Origin of the sequence: Intestinimonas sp. HCP28S3_D6 (assembly GCF_052065695.1) — a bacterium.
Lineage (GTDB): Bacteria > Bacillota > Clostridia > Oscillospirales > Oscillospiraceae > Intestinimonas.
On record NZ_JBQHTM010000042.1, the window covers coordinates 1 to 23,249 of the forward strand.

Genomic DNA, 23,249 nt, shown 5'->3' on the forward strand with positions numbered 1-23,249 from the left:
CCACCTAAAGGGTAGCGTTTATTTCAGGTGCTGACAATGGCTCTTTTTATTTGCCATTGGGGTGCTCACTTTTTGAGTACCATTTGCTACATTTTCATTTTACCGAAAACAAGGCATCGTGAAGGATTGACTTCTTTCCATAAATCCATCATACTGAAAAGGGTTTTAGCCTTTTCAAGAATAATTAGGAGGTCCTTTCCATGAAACATAACATCCGGAAGCTTGTGGTGGTTCCCGCAGCATTGCTTATGACGGCGGCACTTTCTGTCGGTGCTTTTGCAGCAGACGCATCTGCCGGCTACTGCACACAGGATCACGACCACAGTATCCACAGCAGCTGTACCTTGGATCACGACCATGCGGCCGATGCCATCTGTACGCTGGAGCATGACCACGCTGTTGACGCCGCCTGCACCTTAAATCATGATCATGCGGTGGACGCAAGCTGCTCTGCGGTCCATGACCACGCCACCCATGCGACCTGCACCAAGACACATGACCACAGCGGAGATGGAACGACATCCGGGCATCATGGCTCCTCTCACGGAACGAAAACCGGTGGAAGCAGCAGACACGGTGGTTCCCACCACTAAGGGAAAACAAACAGGCGGGCAGCACTGCCCGCCTGTTTTCGTATCAATTATGTTTCATCCAACGAATGTGAGGAGTTTCCATGAAGTGTTTTAGACGGCTGTTGTCATGGGACAGTTTCTTTGCGGTCTATTTTCTGGGCTATCTGGCCGCACTATTTTATGTGAGTATTCGCATGGAAAGAGTTTTGGAAGGCTTGTGGGATCTGGGAAGCGTCTGGCCCATATTTGGCGCACAGCTTATATTTACCGCCTTTTATGCCTCTCAGATGAAACGAGTGGACACAAGCCGGATTGCCAGAGCCGTATCAATGGCTGGATACCTTTATTTCTGCTTCTTGCTGTATTCCGTTTGCCTGCTGCTCTGCGCTGATCTTTTGAACTTGCTTGCCGGAGCGTTACTCTCCTGCCTTATCGACATCCATGTGTTCCTATGGAGCATAGCTTTTATAATTGCCGCAGGCGTAACGCTCTATGGCAGCCTCCACGCTCGGCAGTTCCGCCATGTGTCCTACACAATACCTTGTGGAGCCCGCTTAGACAACTCTTGCAGGATCGTGCTGTTGAGCGACCTCCCCACATCGGACTATTTGTGGGAACCCGGCATATTGCAAAAATGGTGGATGAAGTCAATGGATTGCACCCGGAGCTGGTCGTGATCGCCGGGGACATTTTCAATAATGGCTCTGTCGGGGAGTGCTGGGAACTGGAGAGCATCTGCGGCAGTCTTCAAAACCTCCGGACAACACAGGGCGTATTTGCCGTTCTGGGAAATCATGATCCATCTCCAGCGGACAAGCAGCTTCAAGCATTTTTCAAAAACGCCGGGATCCATTTACTTCTGGATGACAGCGTGGAATTACCGGAGATCTGTCTCGTTGGGCGGGATGATCTCTTGCGGAGCGGCGGGAAGCGTTTGCCGCTGGCTGAACTGCTGGCCTCTGTCACAGGAGATAAACCGGTGGTCGTTATGGATCACAGTCCAGACGGCTTTGAGGAAGCGGCTCAGTGTGGAGCCAGCATGGTTTTGAGTGGCCACACCCACCGGGGCCAGTTTTTCCCCGTGACCTTGCTCACAAAGCTGTTTCATCCGCCAGGGCATTTCTATGGGCATACCCAGTTGAGAAACACACATGGCATTATCTCAGCCGGAACTGGTTATTTTCAACTGCCCATCCGTGTCGGAACAGACAGTGAAATCGTCACAATAGAACTAATACCATAATTCTATCCACTATTTCTCCGCAAGATGGGACAACCCTGTTTCAATGATCGGCCATATATTCTGCTCAGGCAGAGAATAGAATATCTGTCTGCCAACCCTGCGCTGTGCCACTATTTTGTGGGCCTTCAAAATGTTCAGCTGGTGGGAAACCGCCGATTGCGTCATCCGTAACCGCTCTGCAAGCTCCGTCACGCAAGTTTCCTGCTCATGGAGGATAGCAATCAGTCGGATGCGGGTGGGGTCGCCCAACACACGGAAAAAATCTGCCATCGCCGGCACAAACTTAGGATCGCAAGGGCAGTGATGTTCCTTCTGATGATTCATTTGATGGTTGATGGAAAGGGCGCGGCCAAAGTAGTGGCCCGCGCCCTTTCTCTCCTTTTTACAGATTATGAACCCGCAGGGCTCTAATCGCATTCAAGACCGCGATCACGGTGACGCCCACATCGGCAAAAATCGCCATCCACATATTGGCCCGGCCTATCGCACCCAGAGCAAGGCAGATAAACTTGACCACCAGAGCCAGAGTGATGTTCTGATAGACGATGGAGATGCACTTCCGGGAGATCTTGATGCCCTTTGCGATTTTCATGGGGTCATCATCCATCAGAACCACATCCGCCGCCTCAATAGCCGCATCAGAGCCCATAGCGCCCATGGCGATGCCGATGTCCGCCCGCCCCAGCACGGGGGCGTCGTTGATGCCGTCGCCCACAAAGGCCAGCTTCGCCTTCGGCGGCTTTGCGGCCAGCAGCTTCTCCACTTGGGTCACCTTGTCGCCGGGGAGCAACTCGCTGTGAACCTCGTCCACGCCCAAATCGGCTGCCACACGGTCCGCCACCCGCTTGGCATCGCCGGTGAGCATGACGGTCTTTTCCACTCCGGCCTTTTTCAGTGCGGAGATAGCTGCCTTGGAGTTGGGCTTCTCGATGTCGGAGATCAGGATGTGTCCGGCGTATTCGCCGTTGATGGCCACATGGATGATGGTGCCAACCGAGCTGCAATCCGCATAGGGGATGGCCAGACGCTGCATCAGCTTCGCATTGCCGGCGGCAACCTCAACGCCGTCCACCTTGGCGATCAGTCCATGACCGCTGATCTCCTCGATATCGGTCACACGGCTGCGGTCGATTTCTTTCCCGTAGGCTCTCTGCAGGCTCTTGCTGATGGGATGGGAGGAGGAACACTCGGCCAACGCCGCGTATTCCAGCAGCTTTTCTTCCTCCATGGTGTTGTGGTGGATGCCGTTGACCTCAAACACGCCCTGAGTCAGAGTGCCGGTCTTGTCAAACACCACCACCTTGGTCTGGGACAGGGTCTCCATATAGTTGGAGCCCTTGATCAGAACGCCCTCCTTGCTGGCGCCGCCAATACCGGCGAAGAAGCTGAGGGGAACGCTGACCACCAGAGCGCAGGGGCAGCTGATGACCAGGAAGGTCAGGGCGCTATAGATCCAGTTAGCCCAGTTAGCGGGATTGCCCATCAGCATATTTCCGATGGGGGGCAGCACCGCCAACAGCAACGCGGCGATACAGACCAACGGCGTGTAGACCTTGGCGAACTTGGAGATAAAGTCCTCCGACTTGGATTTCCGGGAGCTGGATTCCTCTACCAGTTCCAGAATCTTGGATACAGTAGACTCACCAAACTCCTTGGTGGTTCGGATCTTCAGAACACCGGTCATATTGATGCAGCCGCTGATGACCTCGTCATCCACAGCGGCCTCACGGGGCAGACTTTCACCAGTCAGTGCGGAGGTGTTCAAGGCGGAATTACCCTCAATGATGATGCCGTCAATGGGGACTTTTTCGCCGGGCTGCACCACGATCACAGTGCCGATCTCCACTTCGTCCGGATCTACCTTTTCCAGCTGTCCGTTCCGCTCAATATTGGCGTAGTCCGGTCGAATGTCCATGAGAGCGGTAATGTTTCTACGGCTCTTTCCTACGGCATAGCTCTGGAACAGCTCACCCACCTGATAGAACAGCATGACGGCGATGGCCTCGTTGTAGTCGCCGCTCTTTTCATAGATGGCCAGTGCGATGGCGCCGATGGTGGCCACCGCCATCAGAAAGTTTTCGTCAAACACCTGGCCGTTCAGGATGCCCTTCACGGCCTTCCTCAAAATGTCATAGCCGATAATTAGGTAAGCGGCCATATAAAGCGCCGTTGAGAGTCCCATGGGCAGCGCCAGGAAATTCAACGCAATCATCATTGCCGCCGCAATCAAGATGCGTACCAGCATGATCGTTTGCTTTTTTGTCACGGTATAACCCCCTTTAATTTATTGATTGCTCAATCATTTAATACTTTCTGTGAAAGACGCGCCCCTTTCGCCTGATGCGTCCGGGGCGCTTGCGGGTCAAAGTTCAATCTCGCAGTCAGGCTCCACCTTCTTGCAGGCTTTCAGGACTGCCTGCATGACCTCCTTCGGCTCCTGGCCATCCTGAAACTCCACGATCATCTTCTGGGTCATGAAGTTAACGGTGGCGGCGGCGACGCCGGGGGTCTTTCTGGCGGCGTCCTCCATCAGATTGGCGCAGTTGGCGCAGTCAACTTCGATCTTATAGGTCTTTTTCATCGGAATAGCTCCTCTCGAAATTGTTGGATTTATCAATCAAGCACTTGTTTAATTGATGTGATTGTAGTATGATGGATTCGCGGCGGGAAGTCAATGCCTTACGCTGCCTTTCTTCCAAACCGGCAAAAAGCATTTCCAAAACGGACAATTTTCAAGGAGGGATATGTGATGTCTGACTTGCAGCTCCCCCATCACCACGGCGAGGGACAGAATACGGAGTTTTTGAAGGCGCAGTTGGCAAAGCCGGAAACATTCCAGACCGTTGCCGGGACATTCAAGCTTTTGGATGATTCCAGCCGGCTGCGGATCTTCTGGCTGCTGTGTCACTGCGAGGAGTGCGTCATCAACATCTCCGCTATGGTGGAGATGACAAGCCCTGCTGTGTCCCACCATCTGCGGCAGTTAAAAGACCGTGGATTGATTGTCAGTCGCCGTGAGGGGAAAGAGGTCTACTATAAAGCGGCGGAGACGGAGCAGAGCGTTTTGCTCCATCAGGTCATCGAGAAGATCATGAAGATATCCTGCCCGGATTAGGCAGGAGGAAAACGGAGGGATCGGCTTGTATCATCAGCATCTTCCAAAAATTCAAACTGCATTGGCTGATGTTCCGGACGGCCTGCTTCTGGAGGAGCATCATCCCGTTGCAGACGGGAAAGGTGGTGTGAGGCACACGGAGGCCATTCCAGGAGGAAAAGGACAAAAAACCTCTTGGGAAGTATTCCCCGGCTGTACCCTTGTTTTTCAGGACTTTCTGGCGGGGCAGGTTTCCTGCCAGCATGGAGCGGAGCGCGACCTTCTGGAGATCAACTACTGCCGCTACGGGCGTGTTGGCTGGAACATGAAAGACGGCAGTTCGATTTACCTTGGCCCCGGCGATTTTTCCCTGCACACCAGACAGCTCTGCGCCGGTTCGGTCATGACATTCCCAGTGGGGCACTATGAGGGGCTGGCCATCTGGCTGGATCTGTCCAAATTTGATATGGCTCTGCCTGACTTCCTTGGCGGAACAGGCGTGACCGCACAGGCATTGGCAGAAAAGTTCTGTGCCGGAGGGACATCTGCGACGCTTACGGGAAACGAGAAAACAGAGCCTATTTTCGGCGGTTTCTATGGGCAGCCGGAACCGCTTCAGCAGGCGTATTTCCGTTTGAAGGTCATGGAACTGCTGCTCCATCTCAGTGCGGTTTCTTTATCACCCAAACGGGAAGCGGACAAATACCAGACGGAGCAGGTGGAGATCGCCCGCAGCGTCCACGATTATATTTTGCAGCACATGGAGCAGCGGGTCACCATTCAGGAGCTGTCTCAGCGGTATCTGATCAACCCCACCACATTGAAAGCTGTGTTCAAGGCGGTTTATGGCGATTCCCTTGCCGCCCACATGAATGAACACCGAATGGAGAAAGCGGCCCTGCTGCTGACGCAGACCAAGGATAGTATCGCCCAAATTGCCCAAGCTGTGGGCTACGAGAGCCAGAGCCGCTTTTCCGTGGTATTCCGGGAAACCTATGAGATGTCACCCCTGGAATATCGGAAATTGCATGGGAAAAGCCGAATCGATGGGAACAAATAAAGAAGCGGCGGGCCAGTTCAAAACCGGCCTGCCGCTCTCGTTATACGCTTTGCAGCGGAATGCAAATGGTAAACTTTGAGCCTTTCCCGATGACGCTCTCTGCCGTGATGGTTCCCCCATGTGCCTCAACGATGGACTTTGTAATAGCCAGCCCGATCCCCATGCCGCCGGTCTGCTGGCTTCTGGATGGGTCTACCCGGTAAAACCGCTCGAACAGCTGAGAAAGGTGCTCCTCTGGAATGCCTTCGCCCGTATCCGACACAGATAACTGGATCAAGTCTTTTTCCTGCCGGCCTTCCAGCCGGACGATCCCGCTCTCCGGCGTGGCCCGCAGCGCATTGGAGACAAGGTTGGTCAAACATTGCTTGATGCGATCCTGATCGCATACCATGGCAAGTCCTTCTGGAGTGGTATCTAACTCAAAGGCGACCCCTTTGTTCTGAAATCTGGCAAGAAAATCAAGGCGAATGTCCTCTAACAATTCCGCAACAGACATTGGTTCCAGATGTAGTATGATCTGTCCGCTTTCCAGATTGGACAATTCCTGAAGCTGCTCCACCAGCCGTGTCAGCCGCAAAATCTCCTCCCGATAGCCCTGAAACAGCTCCGGGGACGGCTCCCATATCCCGTCGATGACCGCCTCCACATGGCTTTGCAGATTGGTTAGTGGTGTTCTCAGCTCATGGGCCACATCCGCAGTCATCCGGCGCTTTTGCTGTTCCCTCAGTTTTAGCGTTTCAGACATCTCGTTGACCGACTGCATGAGGGACGCCAGCTCTTTGGTTTTCGTCTTTGTTTCAATTTTTCGCCCATAGTCCCCCTCCGCGATACTGCGGGTCACCTCGACTGTCGCCGAGATCGGTCGGGCGATGCGTCTGGCCGCAAAGAAGGCAAGCACCATGGCCACAAGCAGAAAAGCAATACCCAGCCCCAGCGTTACTCGATTGAGCGTATTCAGTAATATCAATGCGTCATCGTCCAACGCATAGGGACCGTAATATCCAACCGTCAGATAGCCCGTCAGCGTTCCATCGCTGGAGAGATCGTATGTGGTTTCTGAATAAGCACCGTTAAAAGAGGGATAGCGGCTGTGCATATTCTCCTCTGCATGCTGCAGTGCGATTTGGCACTCTTGTGCTTTATGTATGGAGATATCCCAGTCCACCTCTCCGTTGCGCGTCTGCACATGGACAATCAGGCCGTTTTGCAGCGCCGCATTACCGATCACCTCTACTGCGTCAATGTTATAGCTTTGGCTTTCTGGCAGGTACTGCTCCTCGACCTGCTCAATGATCTGCTGTATCTGGCGCTGGCGTTGGTCGTTGGCATAGTGCGCAAACAGGTTGTCCAGAGTCAGGTTAAACAGGAGCGTCATTGCGCCAAGAGAGAATATTAGCAGGGCGGAGAAGTAAACAGTCAACTTCGCCTTCAGGGAATGTACCATTTGCTCTCCCTCCCATCAGCCTTGGAACTGATAGCCCACACCATGCACAGTGACAATAAACTCCGGGTCATGTCTGTCTGGTTCGATTTTGCTGCGGAGGCTTTTAATGTAGGTATCAACACTTCGGTTATAGCCGTCGTAATCATCTCCCAGCGCATAGGAGATCAGCTGTTCTCTGGTAAAGATCCGTTTCGGCGCTTTGGCAAGTGTCCGCAGTATTTGATACTCCGATGGCGTCAGGTGGATGGGCGCCCCTTCCTTCAAAACGGTTTTGTTCTGAAAGTCGATCACCAGATATCCGTCCCGATAGGAGACTGGAACGCTCAACAACTTGTCGCTCTCCGTCCTCCGCAATACCGCTCCCACTTTGGCTACCACAACACGGGGGCTGAATGGCTTTGTCAGATAATCGTCCGCACCGACCTCTAAACCATCCAGAATGTCCTGCTCCTGGCTCTTGGCTGTAAGCATGATGATGGGGATGCGGTACTGTGCGCGGATCTGCCCGCATAATGTCTCTCCCGGTATATCCGGCAGCATTAAGTCCAGCAGGATCAGATTGACCGGATGAAGCCGCAGCAACTCCAGCGCGGTTTCCCCGTCATGGGCCGACATGGTTCGATATCCCGCCTTTTCCAGATAGGCGGCCAGGACTTGTGTGATCTTGACTTCATCATCCACAAGGAGAATCAGTTTCTGTGTTTGCATGGCAGTTTTGTTCCAATCTACGAGTTGTAAATGCAAAGGCTTTCTTGCTTTTGACCACGATCATTATACTACATGGATGGCAGTGCTTCAACTACGAGAAGTAAAGCCAAGGACACTATGACTCAGCAGAGGCATCCATAGAAACCCTTGCGTTGTCTGGATGGATCAATATGACAGACACCCCCTTTTTTCTGGCATAGTTGACCGTCATGCCTGTTCCGCTGCGGATTGAGCGGTCATTGTCATACACGGCCAGAAGTATATCGGCGTGATCCACCATGTAGTAATTACGCCGCTTATAGCAGACCGCAAGCACCTCTGCCTTTGTCCCAATTACCACGGTTTCCGTGCTGTGTTGAATTAAGACCTTTAGACGGCCCCGGCTGCGGCTGTCCCAGTCAGCATCATGCCCCTCAAAGGGCAGGGCGATAAACAACTCAATATCGTTGTACTCTGGTTGTTCCTTCAGTTGGAGCAGTATTTCCCCGGCCCACATATCCACACCTAATGCACCGCCAACATAAAAGCGGCGGACTCCCTGCTCATAGAGCGCCACGATCTGATCCCGCAGCCGTTTTTTCAACCGCTTGCAGCCGGTGTTATTCTCCTTGTATTTCCACTTGAACCGGGCAGGGCGATGGCCAGTGATGGCACATGATTTTATACTCATGATGAACTCCATTTCATTGGGTGAATTGAATTTATCCGGTTTTTGTAATATGCCTATAAGGTCTATTGCGCTTTTAGATTATTATAACATGGCCAGATTGCACATACAATACAAGTATCAAGGCTGGCGGAGGATACTTGCAGTATGGTCGATTATAAAACGCTCGGCTCCCGGATCAGGGCAGTTCGTTTGGAAAAGAAAATGACACAAGAGCAGTTGGCAGAGGCGGTCGGAGTGGGCGTTACCCACATCAGCCACATCGAGACCGGCAACAGTATCCCAAGCCTTCAGGTCATGCTGGATATTATCAATGCTTTGGGGTGTTCAGCGGATGAGCTTTTCTGTATGGAGATCGATCAAGCCCGTCCGCTGATGAACAGCTGGCTGAGTGAGCTTGTGGCGGATTGCAGCAATATGGAGATCAAGCTGATCACCGATATGGTGCTTTCCCTGAAGAGTTCACTGCGCCGTTTGCGGCTTGACGATCCAACCTGACAGCTATCCTGACAAACAAAAACGAGACGCAGCCCATCCTGTATGTGGTGCGTCTCGCTTTTTGATATGTATAATACGATTTTTTATGTACGGCGCTGTGGTTATATCCACGGCGCCGTATTCCGTTCCCAGAGCGATTTTCAGAATTCATCCCGAAACGCACCTGGGAGCTGTTTGCTTTCGATACCGACGATGTCATCCAGCGGGATCCTTGTGCCGTCCGTCAGGAGCATAACACGCTCAACGCCGTCCGTCCTTTTCAATTTTCCCGTAACAGTAACATAGCTGCCGCCATCCTTGCGCTCATCCGGTTGGAACCATGTGACCGTGACCTCCGGCTGCTGGCCGATGATCTCCTCTAGATACCGTTGTTTCTCGTCCAGGACGGCCCTGCTGTCCTCGTCCAGTTCGATCTTCCGGTCAGTCAGCCGGGCCGTCTCCACGATGGCCGCTCCGTGGCCTGTCAGTGCGGCGAAGGGGCTGAAAATGGCGGCCCGATCACTGAGAGGCATCCTGGGATGCTTGGCCGAGGTCGGATGGGGCAGGCCAATGATGTCGTTATATCTGTTCGTCATTCATGGTGGCCCCCAATCGTCTTATTCCGCTCCCTGGCGGTAGCGCCCTCCTCCAGATTCATGCCTTTGAGGATGGCGTTTTTGCCGAATTTCTTCTTGATGCCCAGCATGGCCTCCTGCACCTTCCGCTCACGGACCAGGGCAGCGTCCTCCTTTTTCCGGCGTTCCTCCTGGGCGGCGTAGTCAGTGAACAAGTCCAACTGCTCCGCCGCAGGCTCTTTGGGCGCGTCTGCCTCGCAAATCAGACGGTTGGCGGAAATGCTCAGCCGCCGCACCAGCAGGTTTTTGTCCACGATGCGGTCAAACAGCTCCAGCACCGCCCGAATGATCTCGTTGGTGGAGGAGCTGTACCTGTCCAGATTGATGGTGCCGGTGGCGTGCTTGGGAACCTTTCGGCCATAGCGGTCTGTGGTGACCGGGCCTTTGTAGCTTTTGCTCCGCTGGGGATCGTCCAGATTCTCCCGGTCATAGCCAACTGTCAGTACAAGCTGGTTGGTCACCAGCCCCTTATCCACCAGATCAAGGGCCAGTGCGTCCGCCATTTCCCGCATTACCAGCTTTGCCTTTTCAAACTGATATGGGCATTGCAGGACCTGCCCGGAAACGATGCTCTTATTTTCTGGCTTGTACGCTTTCACGTCCGCGATAGTGCAAGGTTCCCAGCCCCAGGCGTGATCCACTAAGATTTCCGCATTGACGCCGAACAGCTTGTAGAGCAGCTCCTCGTTATAATAATCGGTTTCCTTGCCGATGGAGCAGCGGGCGATGTCGCCCATGGTGTAGAGCCCATTGGCCTCCAGCTTCCGGGCATAGCCGGGGCCTACCCGCCAGAAATCCGTCAGCGGACGGTGATCCCACAGCAGACGGCGGTAGGTCATCTCGTCCAGCTTGGCGATCCGCACGCCGTCCTTGTCCGGATGGATATGCTTGGACACAATATCCATGGCGATCTTGGCAAGGTACAAATTGCTACCCATCCCCGCCGTGGCGGTGATGCCAGTAGTCTCCAGCACATCCAGAATGATCTTTCGAGCCAGCTCACGGGCCGTCAGATGATAGGTGTCCAGATAGTTCGTCACATCCATGAACACCTCGTCGATGCTGTACGGAAATATATCCTCCGGGGCCAGATACTTCAAATAGACGCTGTATATCCGGGTGCTCCACTCAATATAATGTGCCATCCGGGGCGGGGCCACAATGTAGTCCAGCTCCATCTCAGGATGATTTTTCAGTTCCGGATCGTTCCATGAGGAACCGGTAAACTGCCCACTGGGGGCATTGCGCCGCCGCTGGGCGTTGACTTCCTTCACCCTCTGGACAACTTCAAACAGTCTTGCCCGACCGGAGATGCCATGGGCTTTGAGGGAAGGAGACACGGCGAGGCAGATGGTCTTTTCCGTGCGGCTCTCGTCCGCCACCACCAGATTGGTGGTCATGGGGTCAAGCCCCCGCTCCACGCACTCCACCGAGGCGTAAAACGATTTCAGATCCACGCAGAGATAAGTCCTGTTTTTCATACCCCGGTCGCCTCCTTGCCTTAGTATGCCTGGTACCAGTGGAAATTATGGGTGGTCAGCCCAGCACTACATCCAGCTCTATTTTCCCCGTCTCCGGGAAGTTCTTCTGTACCTGCTGGCGAATCAGTTCCCTTGACTCTGCTGGTTCAGCAGAATAGGCGGAGGCGATGTGCTCATAGCCCCACAGGGCCTCCGGCGTGGAGTAGACGGAGATGGGCCAGCCATACTCCAAGCCCTTCTTATTGATGCGCCTGCGGAAGTCCCGGATCAGCAGATAGCTCTGCATCTGGAGGTCTGTCACCGTCCCCTCAAAGTTCTTCTCTCCATCCTTGCCGAAACCGGCTAACCGTTTCAGCTCGAAGGAAAACAGCTCGTCCTTGCTTTCAAACTGGTCCATGATCCGTTTGCAGCGCATACTGGCCAGTTCTTCATCCCAACGGCTGTCGAAGTCATAGCCGTCCCGCCGGTAGTTGGCAAAGTGGGGAAACCACTCTCTGGAGATAAAGCCCGCCTTTTTGCCGAAGAATTTGCCATAGGCCACCTGGCCGCTCCGGGCGATCAGTTCCCGCCACTCCCACGGGTCCTGCTCCTCGTCCCCAGTCCACCAGTACAGGTCGGAGGTATGTTCCTCCACTGAGAAACCGGGAATCTCATTTTTGAACAGCGGGAGAAAGCCGACCTCATTGATCCAGCCAATTAACTCCTCCCAGCTTCGGATGCGGCTGGGATCGTCCCAGTCCAGTCCCCGCATGATCCATTCGCCGTTCTCGATCGCCATACTGACACCTCCCGCCTATGGCTTTGTGTTATTATAACACAGTGGATCCCAAGATTCTATCAGGATGAATGTTCTTTCTCTGCTCTAAACTTTCTTGGAGTGGGTCCTTCTGGATGGTTCATCATGGACCGAGGCTCGGTTCACAAAATGCGCGGACTCTCCCCTTGGCGGGAGAGTCCGTTTCTATGCTCAGAGGAGCCGGTACAGATTGGAACTGAGGCTTCCGTTCTCCCGCCAGCGCGGGCTTTTGGCAATCAGTCCCGCTTTGCATAGATCGTCCAGCGCCCGTTTGACAGTGCTTCTGGAGAGTTTCAGTTCGGCGGCAATAGTCCTGATTCCCGGCCAGCACTGGCCGTCCTTGTCAGCATGGTCCTTCAGGTACATATAGACCGCCCGCGCCCGGTGAGAAAGCTCGGAGCGGTAGATCATCTCAAAATATCCCACGGCTATTTTCCCTCCATGCCGGTACGTAAATCTGGGTTTCGCTGCGGCCTGCCGTGGGGCCGTCTGTCCCGCGCCTGTGCCATGCCGCCAGCGGGTGGCGTGTTCTGCGGGACCGGGGGCGGCGCATCCTCGACGATCTGTGTGTAGTGGTGTTCCAGGATGGCCCGCTCCAACTCCTGCTTGCTGGCATAGGCCACAGAACGGGCGGCCTTCTCCGGGATGGTATATGGCTCCTCAAAGGTGATGCCCCAATCCAGAAACAGCCGCAGCCGGGTCTGCATGGGATGGGAGCCGGTCTTCATGACGATAAACTGCCCCTTGGGGATAGACTTCAGCTCGTCGGCGGTCATGAGGGGCCGCTCGATCATCTGCAAGCTCTGGCTGGGGTCGTTCTTTCCTTTGCTGATGGAGCCAGATAGGACGGTGCGGCTGCCCAGGGCCTTGGAGAGTACCTCGGCAGTCTGGCTGTTGGGGGCAAAGCCGCCGAAGATCGTGTCCTGCACATTGTCCTGGATGATCTCCGCGCCCTCTTTGCCGTAGTTCTTTTCAAGCTGCGCCAGCGACTGGATAATCGGCACCAGCGTCAGTTTGCGGGAGCGCCCCGCGCTGAACAGGGGCAGGATGTCAAAGGCGGGCATGGTGCCCAACTCATCACAGAACAGCACCACCCGGTTCTTCAGCTTGCCGCCGTTCTCGTCGGCCACGGCAAACAGCTCGCGGGAGAGGGTCTGGATCATGAGTCCAGCCATGAAGTTCTTGCTGGGATCTTCTTCCGGGAGGATCAGGAAGATGGCGGACTTCCGGGAGGCGAAGGTCTCCGCGTCGATGGCGCTGTCGAAGCACAGCACCTGCTCCAGTTCTGAGTCCAGGAAAGCGTTGAGCCGGGAGAGTACGGTGGACATGACGGAGGCCATGGCCTGATCCGCGCTGTTGAGGGCAGCGCCGGCAAACCACCGGGCCTTGTGCGTTTCCGGCAGGCGGTTCATCAACATCTGAAACCCATTCTTGCCCTTGACGGTCTTGCTGGGGGCCAGCAGATCCTGCACCAGCTTGAACACGCTGACGATGTGCCGCTTCTCCCGCTTGTCCCGGTCATTCGGCGGCAGATACTCCGCCAGCAGGAGGATGACGGCGGTGAGCAGTCCCTCCGCGGCGTCGTAAAAAAACGCGTTCTGCCCGTAGTTGGAGGCGTCCCCCTCCGGGTTGACGATGGTCTTGGAGAGGATCTTGGCATACTTCTCCGCCTTGGCGCGGGCAGCGAGGTTTTTCTCATCCTCCCGGCAGATATCCATGTAGTGGTTGATGAGGGTCAGCAGATTGTAGCCGTCCGAGCGGGTGGGGTTACGCAGGTCGATGACCGCCACCTGATAGCCGTAGTACCTGGACGCTATCGTGCCGTAATTCCGCGCCAGATCCCCCTTGGTATCCAGCGCCAGGAAGCTCATGCCGCTGGCACAGGCATATTCCAAGTTTGGGTAAAGGAAGAAGGCGGTCTTGCCCACACCGGACGCGCCGATCATGAGGCAATGGATATCGTCTGTGTCCACGATGGCCTTGAGGGGGTGGCGCTCCTTCTTCGATTTCGATTTGGGCGGCTTCTTGTTTTTCCTGGGCTTTTTCGGAAAGCTGCCGCCCTCGCAGCCCAGCACCAGCCCCTGGGCCTGGGGCAGCTCTTTGCCAGAGCGCCACTGGGAAGGCTGGAACGGGATATGCCGGTAGGTCTGCTCGATCTCCTTTTTGGTTGCCCACCGGGCCGTTCCGTGCTGGCCATCGCCCACGGTCTTGGACTTGATGTTGTTCAGGGAGCCCTGACCGGAGAAGTGTGTGGCGGCGGCCACGATCAGGAGCATCCCGCCCGCCAGCGCAAGAAGTAAAATCGTTTGGATCGGCATAGGCTCACCCCATCTGCTGTGTGACCGGAGCAAGTGCCTGTGCCTCTGTGATCTCGGCCAGATCATCGTTCCAGTCCTTGTTCTGTGGGATCAGCCGGTCTGAGGCGATCCCGAACTGTTCCGCAACTCTCTCCGCGATCCGCAGGCAGGCGGTGTGTCCGGCCTTGTCGTTGTCCAGACACAGGAACACCTCGCGCAGTGCGGGATTCTGCTCCATCATCTGGAGCACAGGCTGGCTGGATGTTCCGCAGCAGGCCACATAGCTGTGCTCCTGCCAGCCCTCCGGGTACAGTGTTACAAAAGACAGCAGGTCAATAGGGGCCTCGAACACATACAGCCGGTTGCTGGTACCGGTCCAGTGGAAGCTGTACCGAGGGTCGCTGCCCGCCACATTGATGCGGAAGGTCTTGCCCAGATCGTTGGTGCTTCGCTTATGGGCATGACGGACAACGCCGTGTTCGTCTTTTCCGACAAACACGGCGTTGTGATATTCTGCGTCCTCATAGATGAGTCCTGCTCGGACGAAGGTATTCAGCACCTCCCGGTCGATGTGCCGTTTCTTCAGCAGGTATGCATAGAGACGGCGCATCGAATGGTTGGCGGGCGGCTGGATGAATTCTCTTATGGGTTCTTCCTTCGGCTTTTGCGCCGGTGCATACGGCTGCCCCTGTTCGCCATCCAGCAGGCGGGTGACCGCCTCCGGGTAACTGAGATGATAGAAATTCTGAACGAAGGAGACGGGGCCACCGCCTTCCCCGGTGGCGTGGTCGTACCACTCATTGCCCCGGACAGTGACGCTGTGGTCGCTGGTCATGCGATACTCCGGGCCGGAGCGGATGAGTTTCTCTCCCTGGCGGCGCAGGAACTCAACGAGGTCAACAGAGCCAGCCCGGAGCTTCTGCTCCTCGGTAAAATGAATATAGGGCATTTTATCTCACCTCCACTAAATTTGCTGCATTCGTTCTTCGTAATCGTCCGCCTTATGGCCCATGGCAATCTTCTTTTCCCTAATCCGCTGGCGCAGCTTTTTATCCGTAAACGAGATCGTTCTGGCAGGTCCCTTTGGCGTCTGCTCCTGAAAGATCCGGCTCATGTGGCGCAGGAGCCGGGTGGCACAGGAGAACAGGGATGGCCCCCGAAAGTCATCCATGTGGTCAAGGAAATATTGAGCATACTCGCTGCCCTGCGCCGCCGCCAGCGTGAACCAGCGGACGGCGGCGTCCCCGTCCTTCGGAATCTCCTTGCCCAGCAGATAGAGCTTGCCCAGGGCATACTGGGCGTATTGGTTCCCCCGTTCAGCGGAGGCGGTCAGCCAGCGGACGCCCTCGGCGGTATCCTTTGAGACATTCTCTCCTTGGAGCAGGAGTTTACCCAGCCGATACTGAGAAAATTGGTTTCCAGCTTCCGCAGACTGTTTGAGCCACTCCACAGCGGCAGGAATATCCCGCCGCAGACCGTCGCCGCCGTTGAGGAGCAGCTTGGCCAGAGCGTATGCGGCGGAGTCATTTCCCCGCGCAGCGGCCTTTTGAAACAATGCCGCAGCCATCAGTGCGTCCTGCTCCACGCCATGGCCGTCCCGGTAGGCTTTGCCGAGGGCGTATTGCTTGTCGGAATCCAACTCAGGTTCATCTGTTTCTTCCGGCTCGGGCGGCGCGAACACAGCGGACAGCTCGCCCAGCCGCACCGCCTCCTGGATGACCAGATTCTTGATCCGCTTGAACTCTTTCTGCTGGGATAGCGGAAGGCGTGGCGGCAGATCGTCCTTGTAGGTGTGGAGTACTTCTTCCCGTAACTCATACCATAGGTCATACGCCTGCGCGACGCGCCCGTCCTTTGCCAGCTCGTCCACGATCTCGTCCACCACCGACTTCAGCGGCGCTTTCAGATAGCCGTACTGCTTTTTGCCGGAGATGGTTTGCAGTTTCCCGGCCAGCTGCTCCATGAGCTGCTCGATACGCGGGTTGTCCAGCGTACCGGCTTCCTCCCGCAGGTACTCCGGCAGGCCGATCTCGTCCTCATCCCGCGTCTCAAAGGGGCATTCCCCCTCGCAGCCGTCACAGGGGCCGCAGACCTTTGCCAGATGGGTGTGCAGTTCCACGGCCATCTGCTGGAGGGACTGGGCGGCGCGGAGCAGTTCCATAGCGGTCATCCGGCCCTTCAGCGCCACCAGCGCGTTCTCAGCCGTGTGGAGCTCCACCTTTTCTCCCGCCTCAAAGCCGCAGAGGTTCAGGGCCGCTCTGGGGATGTGGAGGCCCTTGTCAGTAGGTTCCTTCAAAAATTTCATCGTCATCTTCCTCCTTTTCATAGTCAAACAGGTTTAACTGGACCGAGGCCCGCTCACGCTCATGCATATCGTAGTTGGCAATGAGCAGCTCGGAAAATTGACAGTTGGGATCGTACCGCTGCCGGATATTGTTCAGCCGGGTCACCGGCTCGATCCGGATGCCGGGCGCGTCGTACAGCTCCCGGATGAATTCGTCATCGTTGTAGGACAGCAGGAACTTCCCCTGCATGGACAGCAGCGTGTCCCGCAGGCGGATGTGGTCTTTCTCTGTAAAGCCGTCCTCTCCAATGTTCTGGTAATACCCCTCCGTGGCGTGGTAGGGCGGGTCGCAGTAGAACAGGCTCACAGGCCGGTCATACTGGCGGACGAGCTTTTCAAAGTCTTTGTTCTCCACCACCACTCTGGCAAGCCGCCGGTGGGCCTGCTCGATCAGCGGGAAGTTGGCCCGCATATCGTGGGGCTGGCTGCCATAGCTGGTGAGGGCCGAGGCGTAGCTGTACCGGATGATCTGATAGAACAAGGCCGCTTTCCGCACGGCGTCCATGGGACTGTCGCGGGCGAGGGCGGTCCTGGCCCGCTCAAAGTCCTCACGGGAATTGAGGACATAGGCGACTGCTTTCTTGTTGGAGAGCAGCTCCGCGATCCGCTCTCCCAGCCTGCCGCTCTGCCAGTTCCGATAATAGTCAGCCGCCAGGGAGGAATAGGTGACCGCCCCCGCCTCCGCACGCTCCTCGATCCAAGGGCATACCGGCATGGTGCATTGCTTTCTTCTGTATTTGGTGCAGTGCTTGCAGGCCACATCCTCGGGCCGGTAGCGAAACCGGCAGAGGATCATTTGGCCTCCGCCGCGAGGGGAGAAGTGGGGCGGCGTCATCATCTGCCGCTCCAGCCCCGCCAGAGGGGTGTCTCGCAGGAAGTATTTCGTCACGTGCTGTCCTTTCCGGATGGGACCTTTATCCCGAAAGGGCGGCAAAAAAGGCCGGCGTCCCAAACGGGATACGGCCTTGTCCTGTGTTGATGATGATTTAGAATTGCTGGGTCATGCCCTGATATTCCGTATCTTCTGCTGCCTCCAATTCCTTCTGATTTGACTGGCTGACCAGCTCTGCCAGGGCAGGAACCGCACATTCGATCTGCGCCGCCACGCCCTCCAGCAGCTTTTGGCGTTCCGCGGTGATGGGATAATGATTCTCCAGCGTTTCGTGGACGCAGCGGTAGACCTCCGCAAGCTGCTCCTTAGAAAAAAGCTGGTGCTTGTCCAGCAGGCCGGAGCGGATGGCAAAGTCCCGCTTTGCCGCCTGATAGTCATTTCCAGCATAATGACCTTGCCACAGGCTGGTACGCTCATTGATCCACGCCCAGGTGGTGAATTGAACGCCGTGTTTGCCGGGGAGGGCGGCAAGCACAACATCATTGAACTCCGCCAGTACTTGATATGGTTCGTGCAGGCTGTCCGCTTTCAGCAATGGGGCTTTATCCAGGAGAGTCATGTACTCCCTGACCGTGGCGGCGATATCCGCGGCCCGGTCACAGGCCAGCTCGGTATCTGAGTCGGTCATATCCTCCTGTCGGTATCGGATGCCGCCTGTGCTGGCGACTCGGCACAGAGGCTGGTCGTTCCACTCTACCGGGAGAAAACCATCCTGTTCTGGCAGGACCACAAAGCCCGTTTGCCGGAGGCGGAGGGCCAGTTCGGAAAAATAAGATTTATTTGCTGTCGTTTCTGTTTTCATACGCATTCCTTTCAAAAATTAAAGCCGAAGCTGTTGAACAACTTCGGCTGGGCATATTGCTGTATCTTGTACGGCTGGAGGCGGGTTCGAGTCTGATCTGTATTCGTTTTTCCTCGGCAAATAGTCAAAGTTCAAGGCCCTTTAGCATTCGAGCTAAAGGGCCTTGAAAGGCTTGAAAACTCTTGCTTTTTCTGCAAATAGTCTTTTTCGCCTATTGGTTTGGTACGGCTGAAGGGATTCGAACCCCCGACCTACTGGTTCGTAGCCAGTCACTCTATCCAGCTGAGCTACAGCCGCTTGTTGCCTTCCAGGGAATTCTCCCTGACAACTAAATTTTATTTTATAGAATATTCCGCTAATTGTCAAGTACTATCTGGAGCGCAGCCCCTGATTTTTTTCTGTTCGAAAGGAGCCCAATCCAAGCAAGAAAAAAGCACACCGCAGGCAAAACACCTGCGATGTGCTGGTACGGCTGAAGGGATTCGAACCCCCGACCTACTGGTTCGTAGCCAGTCACTCTATCCAGCTGAGCTACAGCCGCTCACTGTCTTCAGGGAGGTTTTCCCTGACAGCCAGATTATAATAGCACACCCTTTGAGGAAATGCAAGAGGTATTTTTAAAAAAAGACAATTTTTTTGTGGCGGGCGGGGAGGCCCCCCGCCCGCACCCTATGTCTCCTCAGCAGCAGCCGTTGTTGCCGCCGCAGCCGCAGTTATTGCCGCAGCTGTTGCCGCAGCCACCCCAACTACCGCCGCAGCAGCAGATCAGGATGATGATCAGAATGATCCACAGGCAGCTGCCGCCGCCAAAGCCGCCGATCCCGCAGCCGTTGTTGCACCCCATAATGAAGTACCTCCCAATGAGATGGTAGACCGTCTCCGGCCTCCATCTCATCCTATGCGCGGGCTGGCATTTCGTGCGCTGCAAATGAAAACTTACGCCTTACAGCCGGGAGACAGTCACGCCGGCCCGTACTGTGGTCACCACCGCCTGATCCAGGACTCCGTCGGCCACCAGCCGCTCTTGAAGGGTGCCGCTGCCGTTCTTCTGCTCAGCGTCCAGAGCGAAATAGGAGAGATAGACCACGTGGGCCCGCAGGAAGGTACCGCTTTCCAGGGTCTGCCGCTCCCCCGCCGTCAGGACGCCCAGCTCCACACTCCGTTGAAGGGCAGTATCCCAGGTGAAATCGGGACTCTCTCCGCTGTCGCTGTATCCCAGCGCCCGCAGCAGGAAAATCACATACTGCTTAGCAGTCAGGGTGTCGTTGGTTCCGAAGAGCTTGGCCGCCTCGTCCATGCCCTTGGTGTACCCCTTCTCATAGGCGTAGGCCACATAGCTCTGGCACCAGGCCGGCACGTCGGTGAAGGGGCAGGCCGCCGTAGTGGACAGGGCGGCCTGCTCCTCCCCGAGGAGGCGGAGAAACATGATGAGGCCTTGGATACGGGTGGGTTCCTGCTCCAGGTCGTATCCGGAGCCATAGCCCGTACCGCTACCCTGGAAGAGTCCCATAATGTGCAGAGCGTCCGCTAAGGCGTTATAGTCGGGCTTGCTGCTCTCTGTCAGGGTGTAGTACCCCTCCAGGGAGAGCACCGCCGTGGGAGAGGTCACCGTGATGGTGGCCGTGGTATCCTCCGCCACCAGATACCGCCGGCCCTGAGTCAAGGCCCCCGACCCCTTCTCCCAACCGTTGGAGAGGTCGATGGTCTTCTTCCCGGTGCAGGAGAGGTCCCCGCTGCCGGCCAGCAGCAGGAAACCAGACCCGGCGGTCACCTGAACGGTGTCCCCCTGCTTGACCCGGATATCCTGAAAGGCGGCCTGATAGCTGCCGCTGCCGGACGCATCGCCGCTGAGCCGGGCCAGATTGGCCTCGTGCTCTGCCTTCAGCCTGGCCTCGGCATCGGCATACAGGCTGTCGTGGCGCTGTGCGATGCGGCTCTCCGCCTGCTCCACCGCCTGGGTGGTGTAGGTCCCGTCCACATAGCTCTTGCTCACCAGGGGGTCGTCCGACCCGCCGCCCACAGCCAGGGCCACAGAGGCGCAGAGCAGCGCCCCCGCCGCCCCTGTGACCGCCAGTACTCGCTTTTTCATGTCAAACTCCTTTGTCCGTGGCTCCTGCCCCGCCCACCAGCGGGGCTTTTTTTCAGTATAACAAACCGGACCCTGTCTTGCAATCCCCAGAACCCGGAAAGCCTCACCGGGACGCAGGCCATAAAGCAGCGCGGAGAGCCTTTCCGCTCTCCGCGCCTGATTTGTTCTCATCATTTTTACAGCGGCAGCTTCTCCTGGCCCTGCCAAAGCTCGCTGCGGAGGACCATGTGGATGTGGTCCTCCCACACGCCGTTGATCTTCAGATATTTGAGGGCCAGGCCCTCGTTGTAAAAGCCGGCCTTCTCCGACACCCGGAGGGAGGCCTTGTTCCGGGGCATGATGTTGGCCTCGATGCGGTGGAGCCCCAGGTCGGTAAAGGCAATGTCGGAGGCGGCCTTCACCGCCTCGGTCATATACCCCCGACACAGATGTGCCCCGTCCAGCTTGTAGCCCATGTGGCAGGACTGGAAAGCCCCCCTCACCAGATTGTTGAGCCCCACCATGCCGATAATAGTCTCCGGCTCCTCCTTTAAAAAAAGGTAGAACCGATAGCCCCGGTCCTCTTCCGCCAGGGCGGCGTCCTTTTCCAGAGCGGCCCGCTGGGCCTCCTCCGTAAAGAAACTCTCCTCCCGCTCCGGGTCGAAGGCGGAGAAAAAGATACGGTTCCGGCGGTAGTAGTCAGCCAGAGCGGGTGCAAGGGACGGCGCGGCCAGCCGCAGGGCCAGCCGCGCCGTCTCATAGACAGACTTGCACTCCATTTACTTGGTGCCAAAGATCCGGTCGCCGGCATCGCCCAGGCCGGGGACGATGTAGCCGTGCTCATTGAGCTTCTCGTCCAGAGCGGCGCAGTAGATCTCCACGTCGGGGTGATCCTTGCGGACCCGCTCCACGCCCTCAGGGGCGGCGATGATGTTCATGAGCTTGATATGCTTGACGTCGTAGTTCTTGATGAACTGGATGGCGGCAGAGGCAGAGCCACCGGTGGCCAGCATGGGGTCCAGGATGATGACGTCCCGCTCGGAGATGTCGGTAGGCATCTTGCAGTAGTACTCCACAGGCTCCAAGGTGTCGGGGTCACGGTACAGGCCGATGTGACCCACCTTGGCGGAGGGGATCAGGGTCAGAATGCCGTCCACCATGCCCAGACCGGCCCGGAGGACAGGGACGATGGCCAGCTTCTTACCGGCCAGGATACGGAAGGTACCGGTGGCCACAGGGGTCTTGATGGTGACCTCCTCAGTGGGCAGATCCCGGGTAGCCTCATAGCACATGAGGGTGGCGATCTCGGAGACGATCTCTCTAAACTCCTTGACGCCGGTGCGCTCATCCCGGAGGATGGCCAGCTTGTGCTGGATCAGAGGGTGGTCAAAAATGTGTACCATTTTATCCATGTCGTTCTTCCCCTTTATCGTTTTTCATGGTCATTTCTTTTTCTTTGGCCAGCCGTTCCCGCTCGGCCTGGGAGAGTCGGTGATAGACGGGCGCCAGGGCGGCGGCGGTCACCAGGTCGTCCTTCCGGGCCAGCTCTAGGGCGCCCCGGGCCACCCCCCACGCGCTCTGAAGGCGCAGGTGGGGCGGCGCCAGCTCCACTGGCAGGCCCCGCTTGGTCAATTCATTATAACACAGTACCGCGCCGTCTCCAACCAGTATTTGTGTTTTTTTGCGCGCTTCCAGCTCACCGGCCAGCTCCTCTATGGAAATGGCCCGGTCGGGACACAGCCGGGTGAGGCTCCCGCCCCCCGCCTGGAACCGGGCGTTGTACACCTGATTCCGCCGGGCGTCCATAACGGGGCAGATGTCCCCCTCCACATGGGCTAGGCTCCAGGCCATGGCCTCCAGGGTGGAGACCCCCGCGCAGGGCTTGTTCCCCGGCCAGGCCAAACCCTTGGCCGCCGCCACGCCGATGCGCAGCCCGGTGAAGGACCCCGGGCCCGCCGCCACGGCAATGACGTCCATCTCCTCCAGGGCAAGTCCGCAGTTCTTCAGCAGGTCGCCGCACATGGGCAGAAGAGTGCGGCTGTGGGTAAGGCCGCTGTGCTGGAAGGACTGGGCGATCAACGCCTCGTCCTCGCACACCGCCACGGAGCACGCCACGGCGGAGGACTCCAATGCCAAGATCTTCAATCTGCTTTCCCTCCTCCGATGGTGATGATCCGCTGGTCGTCTCCCTCGCCCCGGCGAATATCCACCCGGAGGCAGTCGTCGCCCAGGGCGTCGGAGACGTTCTCGCTCCACTCCACGGCGCACACGCCTCCCCGGGCCAGGTAGTCCTCCCAGCCGATGTCGAAGAGCTCGTCGGCGCTGCCCAGGCGGTACATATCGAAGTGGAACAGGGGGAGCCTGCCCCCCTCATACTCGTTGACGATGGTGAAGGTGGGGCTGGTCACCCGCTCCCGCACCCCCAGGCCCCGGGCCAGGCCCCGGACAAAGGCGGTCTTTCCCGCCCCCAGGTCGCCGGTGAAAGCGATGACGGTCCCCGGCTCCAGCTGCCCGGCCAGCGCCTCCCCCAGCGCCTCGGTCTCCTCCGGGCTGTCGGTTACACGCTCCAATGGATCTCCCTCCTCTCCTCCGGGTCCGTATACCCGCAATGATATCCGGTTGATTATAGCACAAAAAAGCATCGCTGTAAAACCTGTTTACGAAATCTG

The 23,249-nt window shown here is 56.8% G+C and carries 27 protein-coding genes and 2 tRNA genes; 6 read left to right on the forward strand and 23 right to left on the reverse strand.

The window, feature by feature from the left end:
• Window positions 1-200: 200 nt before the first annotated feature.
• The 3 genes from ACTNBK_RS12970 (at window position 201) to ACTNBK_RS12980 (ending at window position 1,815) form a co-directional block, all read left to right on the forward strand.
• Complete coding sequence (locus tag ACTNBK_RS12970; RefSeq protein WP_209345249.1) at window positions 201-593, forward strand: hypothetical protein; 393 nt, start codon at window positions 201-203, stop codon at window positions 591-593.
• An 80-nt stretch (window positions 594-673) separates the two neighbouring features.
• Entirely contained in the window at window positions 674-1,249 is a 576-nt protein-coding gene (locus tag ACTNBK_RS12975) for a hypothetical protein (RefSeq protein WP_441146688.1), read from the forward strand.
• The gene (locus ACTNBK_RS12980; RefSeq protein WP_441146690.1) at window positions 1,207-1,815 is read left to right on the forward strand and encodes a metallophosphoesterase; all 609 of its coding nucleotides are present in this window, start codon (window positions 1,207-1,209) and stop codon (window positions 1,813-1,815) included. Before ACTNBK_RS12975 ends, ACTNBK_RS12980 begins: the two co-directional genes overlap by 43 nt.
• A 9-nt stretch (window positions 1,816-1,824) precedes the next feature.
• Here the strand turns inward: ACTNBK_RS12980 and ACTNBK_RS12985 are convergent, their stop codons facing one another.
• The 3 genes from ACTNBK_RS12985 to ACTNBK_RS12995 form a co-directional block, all read right to left on the reverse strand.
• Window positions 1,825-2,232 carry an ArsR/SmtB family transcription factor gene (locus tag ACTNBK_RS12985; RefSeq protein ID WP_369691560.1) on the reverse strand — a complete coding sequence of 136 codons (408 nt, stop codon included), beginning with the start codon at window positions 2,230-2,232 and terminating at the stop codon, window positions 1,825-1,827.
• Complete coding sequence (locus ACTNBK_RS12990; RefSeq protein WP_209345255.1) at window positions 2,198-4,081, reverse strand: heavy metal translocating P-type ATPase; 1,884 nt, start codon at window positions 4,079-4,081, stop codon at window positions 2,198-2,200. Before ACTNBK_RS12990 ends, ACTNBK_RS12985 begins: the two co-directional genes overlap by 35 nt.
• Window positions 4,082-4,177: 96 nt before the next feature.
• Entirely contained in the window at window positions 4,178-4,396 is a 219-nt protein-coding gene (locus ACTNBK_RS12995) for a cation transporter (RefSeq protein ID WP_209345257.1), read from the reverse strand.
• Window positions 4,397-4,564: 168 nt separating this feature from the next.
• On the opposite strand from ACTNBK_RS12995, the gene ACTNBK_RS13000 reads away from it, so the two are divergent.
• Together ACTNBK_RS13000 and ACTNBK_RS13005 are read left to right on the forward strand one after the other, a co-directional pair.
• Window positions 4,565-4,930, forward strand: a complete 366-nt coding sequence (locus tag ACTNBK_RS13000; RefSeq protein WP_209345259.1) for an ArsR/SmtB family transcription factor — start codon at window positions 4,565-4,567, stop codon at window positions 4,928-4,930.
• Between the two features lie 25 nt (window positions 4,931-4,955).
• On the forward strand, window positions 4,956-5,969 hold the full coding sequence (locus tag ACTNBK_RS13005) for a helix-turn-helix transcriptional regulator (RefSeq protein WP_209345261.1): 1,014 nt from the start codon (window positions 4,956-4,958) through the stop codon (window positions 5,967-5,969).
• A 40-nt stretch (window positions 5,970-6,009) separates the two neighbouring features.
• Here the strand turns inward: ACTNBK_RS13005 and ACTNBK_RS13010 are convergent, their stop codons facing one another.
• The 3 genes from ACTNBK_RS13010 to ACTNBK_RS13020 form a co-directional block, all read right to left on the reverse strand.
• Entirely contained in the window at window positions 6,010-7,413 is a 1,404-nt protein-coding gene (locus ACTNBK_RS13010; RefSeq protein WP_209345263.1) for an ATP-binding protein, read from the reverse strand.
• A gap of 15 nt (window positions 7,414-7,428) precedes the next feature.
• Window positions 7,429-8,121, reverse strand: coding sequence for a response regulator transcription factor (locus tag ACTNBK_RS13015; protein ID WP_441146694.1), 693 nt, complete (start codon window positions 8,119-8,121; stop codon window positions 7,429-7,431).
• A gap of 115 nt (window positions 8,122-8,236) precedes the next feature.
• The gene (locus tag ACTNBK_RS13020) at window positions 8,237-8,791 is read right to left on the reverse strand and encodes an SLOG family protein (protein ID WP_209345267.1); all 555 of its coding nucleotides are present in this window, start codon (window positions 8,789-8,791) and stop codon (window positions 8,237-8,239) included.
• A 144-nt stretch (window positions 8,792-8,935) separates the two neighbouring features.
• Between ACTNBK_RS13020 and ACTNBK_RS13025 the strand changes: the two genes are divergently transcribed.
• Window positions 8,936-9,286: a helix-turn-helix transcriptional regulator gene (locus tag ACTNBK_RS13025; RefSeq protein ID WP_209345269.1), complete on the forward strand. Its 351-nt coding sequence runs from the start codon at window positions 8,936-8,938 to the stop codon at window positions 9,284-9,286.
• Window positions 9,287-9,426: 140 nt separating this feature from the next.
• Here the strand turns inward: ACTNBK_RS13025 and ACTNBK_RS13030 are convergent, their stop codons facing one another.
• The 17 genes from ACTNBK_RS13030 to tsaE all read right to left on the reverse strand — a co-directional run bounded on the left by ACTNBK_RS13030 (window position 9,427) and on the right by tsaE (window position 23,150).
• On the reverse strand, window positions 9,427-9,861 hold the full coding sequence (locus ACTNBK_RS13030; RefSeq protein ID WP_209345270.1) for a hypothetical protein: 435 nt from the start codon (window positions 9,859-9,861) through the stop codon (window positions 9,427-9,429).
• Window positions 9,858-11,381, reverse strand: coding sequence for a Y-family DNA polymerase (locus tag ACTNBK_RS13035; RefSeq protein ID WP_209345271.1), 1,524 nt, complete (start codon window positions 11,379-11,381; stop codon window positions 9,858-9,860). Before ACTNBK_RS13035 ends, ACTNBK_RS13030 begins: the two co-directional genes overlap by 4 nt.
• Window positions 11,382-11,436: 55 nt before the next feature.
• Entirely contained in the window at window positions 11,437-12,159 is a 723-nt protein-coding gene (locus tag ACTNBK_RS13040; RefSeq protein WP_302643296.1) for an AlkZ-related protein, read from the reverse strand.
• 189 nt (window positions 12,160-12,348) lie between these two features.
• Window positions 12,349-12,603, reverse strand: coding sequence for a helix-turn-helix domain-containing protein (locus ACTNBK_RS13045; RefSeq protein ID WP_209345275.1), 255 nt, complete (start codon window positions 12,601-12,603; stop codon window positions 12,349-12,351).
• A 2-nt stretch (window positions 12,604-12,605) separates the two neighbouring features.
• Entirely contained in the window at window positions 12,606-14,495 is a 1,890-nt protein-coding gene (locus ACTNBK_RS13050; protein ID WP_209345277.1) for a type IV secretory system conjugative DNA transfer family protein, read from the reverse strand.
• 4 nt (window positions 14,496-14,499) lie between these two features.
• On the reverse strand, window positions 14,500-15,423 hold the full coding sequence (locus ACTNBK_RS13055; RefSeq protein WP_209345279.1) for a DUF3991 and toprim domain-containing protein: 924 nt from the start codon (window positions 15,421-15,423) through the stop codon (window positions 14,500-14,502).
• Between the two features lie 15 nt (window positions 15,424-15,438).
• Window positions 15,439-16,779, reverse strand: a complete 1,341-nt coding sequence (gene mobL / locus ACTNBK_RS13060) for a relaxase MobL (protein WP_441146699.1) — start codon at window positions 16,777-16,779, stop codon at window positions 15,439-15,441.
• On the reverse strand, window positions 16,754-17,707 hold the full coding sequence (locus ACTNBK_RS13065; RefSeq protein ID WP_441146701.1) for a DNA adenine methylase: 954 nt from the start codon (window positions 17,705-17,707) through the stop codon (window positions 16,754-16,756). Before ACTNBK_RS13065 ends, mobL begins: the two co-directional genes overlap by 26 nt.
• 97 nt (window positions 17,708-17,804) lie before the next feature.
• The gene (locus ACTNBK_RS13070) at window positions 17,805-18,512 is read right to left on the reverse strand and encodes a hypothetical protein (protein ID WP_209345329.1); all 708 of its coding nucleotides are present in this window, start codon (window positions 18,510-18,512) and stop codon (window positions 17,805-17,807) included.
• A 220-nt stretch (window positions 18,513-18,732) separates the two neighbouring features.
• Window positions 18,733-18,809 (reverse strand) — tRNA-Arg (locus ACTNBK_RS13075).
• Window positions 18,810-18,976: 167 nt separating this feature from the next.
• A tRNA-Arg gene (locus ACTNBK_RS13080) sits at window positions 18,977-19,053 on the reverse strand.
• 138 nt (window positions 19,054-19,191) lie between these two features.
• Window positions 19,192-19,356, reverse strand: a complete 165-nt coding sequence (locus tag ACTNBK_RS13085; protein WP_441146703.1) for a hypothetical protein — start codon at window positions 19,354-19,356, stop codon at window positions 19,192-19,194.
• A gap of 99 nt (window positions 19,357-19,455) precedes the next feature.
• Window positions 19,456-20,601: a hypothetical protein gene (locus tag ACTNBK_RS13090; protein WP_441146705.1), complete on the reverse strand. Its 1,146-nt coding sequence runs from the start codon at window positions 20,599-20,601 to the stop codon at window positions 19,456-19,458.
• 176 nt (window positions 20,602-20,777) lie between these two features.
• Window positions 20,778-21,359, reverse strand: a complete 582-nt coding sequence (locus tag ACTNBK_RS13095; protein WP_441146707.1) for a GNAT family N-acetyltransferase — start codon at window positions 21,357-21,359, stop codon at window positions 20,778-20,780.
• Window positions 21,360-21,992 (reverse strand): uracil phosphoribosyltransferase, encoded by a 633-nt coding sequence (upp, locus tag ACTNBK_RS13100; protein ID WP_294512161.1) that lies wholly within the window; start codon window positions 21,990-21,992, stop codon window positions 21,360-21,362. It abuts the gene before it with no gap.
• Window positions 21,985-22,725 carry a tRNA (adenosine(37)-N6)-threonylcarbamoyltransferase complex dimerization subunit type 1 TsaB gene (gene tsaB / locus ACTNBK_RS13105; RefSeq protein ID WP_441146709.1) on the reverse strand — a complete coding sequence of 247 codons (741 nt, stop codon included), beginning with the start codon at window positions 22,723-22,725 and terminating at the stop codon, window positions 21,985-21,987. The genes upp and tsaB overlap by 8 nt, the downstream gene beginning before the upstream one ends.
• Window positions 22,722-23,150, reverse strand: coding sequence for a tRNA (adenosine(37)-N6)-threonylcarbamoyltransferase complex ATPase subunit type 1 TsaE (tsaE, locus tag ACTNBK_RS13110; RefSeq protein ID WP_441146711.1), 429 nt, complete (start codon window positions 23,148-23,150; stop codon window positions 22,722-22,724). The genes tsaB and tsaE overlap by 4 nt, the downstream gene beginning before the upstream one ends.
• Window positions 23,151-23,249: the final 99 nt, after the last annotated feature.

Excerpts from the sequence above, each read along its gene's own strand:
- ACTNBK_RS12985 (WP_369691560.1), bottom strand. The coding sequence starts at position 2,232 with ATGCGATTAGAGCCCTGCGGGTTCATAATCTGTAAAAAGGAGAGAAAG.
- ACTNBK_RS13070 (WP_209345329.1), bottom strand. The coding sequence starts at position 18,512 with ATGAAAACAGAAACGACAGCAAATAAATCTTATTTTTCCGAACTGGCC.
- ACTNBK_RS13095 (WP_441146707.1), bottom strand. The coding sequence starts at position 21,359 with ATGGAGTGCAAGTCTGTCTATGAGACGGCGCGGCTGGCCCTGCGGCTG.
- upp (WP_294512161.1), bottom strand. The coding sequence starts at position 21,992 with ATGGATAAAATGGTACACATTTTTGACCACCCTCTGATCCAGCACAAG.
- ACTNBK_RS13030 (WP_209345270.1), bottom strand. The coding sequence starts at position 9,861 with ATGACGAACAGATATAACGACATCATTGGCCTGCCCCATCCGACCTCG.
- mobL (WP_441146699.1), bottom strand. The coding sequence starts at position 16,779 with ATGAAATTTTTGAAGGAACCTACTGACAAGGGCCTCCACATCCCCAGA.
- ACTNBK_RS13015 (WP_441146694.1), bottom strand. The coding sequence starts at position 8,121 with ATGCAAACACAGAAACTGATTCTCCTTGTGGATGATGAAGTCAAGATC.
- ACTNBK_RS13090 (WP_441146705.1), bottom strand. The coding sequence starts at position 20,601 with ATGAAAAAGCGAGTACTGGCGGTCACAGGGGCGGCGGGGGCGCTGCTC.
- ACTNBK_RS13010 (WP_209345263.1), bottom strand. The coding sequence starts at position 7,413 with ATGGTACATTCCCTGAAGGCGAAGTTGACTGTTTACTTCTCCGCCCTG.
- ACTNBK_RS13035 (WP_209345271.1), bottom strand. The coding sequence starts at position 11,381 with ATGAAAAACAGGACTTATCTCTGCGTGGATCTGAAATCGTTTTACGCC.
- ACTNBK_RS13020 (WP_209345267.1), bottom strand. The coding sequence starts at position 8,791 with ATGAGTATAAAATCATGTGCCATCACTGGCCATCGCCCTGCCCGGTTC.
- ACTNBK_RS13000 (WP_209345259.1), top strand. The coding sequence starts at position 4,565 with ATGTCTGACTTGCAGCTCCCCCATCACCACGGCGAGGGACAGAATACG.
- ACTNBK_RS13055 (WP_209345279.1), bottom strand. The coding sequence starts at position 15,423 with ATGCCCTATATTCATTTTACCGAGGAGCAGAAGCTCCGGGCTGGCTCT.
- ACTNBK_RS13025 (WP_209345269.1), top strand. The coding sequence starts at position 8,936 with ATGGTCGATTATAAAACGCTCGGCTCCCGGATCAGGGCAGTTCGTTTG.
- ACTNBK_RS12970 (WP_209345249.1), top strand. The coding sequence starts at position 201 with ATGAAACATAACATCCGGAAGCTTGTGGTGGTTCCCGCAGCATTGCTT.
- ACTNBK_RS12980 (WP_441146690.1), top strand. The coding sequence starts at position 1,207 with ATGGTGGATGAAGTCAATGGATTGCACCCGGAGCTGGTCGTGATCGCC.
- ACTNBK_RS13085 (WP_441146703.1), bottom strand. The coding sequence starts at position 19,356 with ATGGGGTGCAACAACGGCTGCGGGATCGGCGGCTTTGGCGGCGGCAGC.
- ACTNBK_RS13050 (WP_209345277.1), bottom strand. The coding sequence starts at position 14,495 with ATGCCGATCCAAACGATTTTACTTCTTGCGCTGGCGGGCGGGATGCTC.
- ACTNBK_RS12995 (WP_209345257.1), bottom strand. The coding sequence starts at position 4,396 with ATGAAAAAGACCTATAAGATCGAAGTTGACTGCGCCAACTGCGCCAAT.
- ACTNBK_RS12975 (WP_441146688.1), top strand. The coding sequence starts at position 674 with ATGAAGTGTTTTAGACGGCTGTTGTCATGGGACAGTTTCTTTGCGGTC.
- ACTNBK_RS13040 (WP_302643296.1), bottom strand. The coding sequence starts at position 12,159 with ATGGCGATCGAGAACGGCGAATGGATCATGCGGGGACTGGACTGGGAC.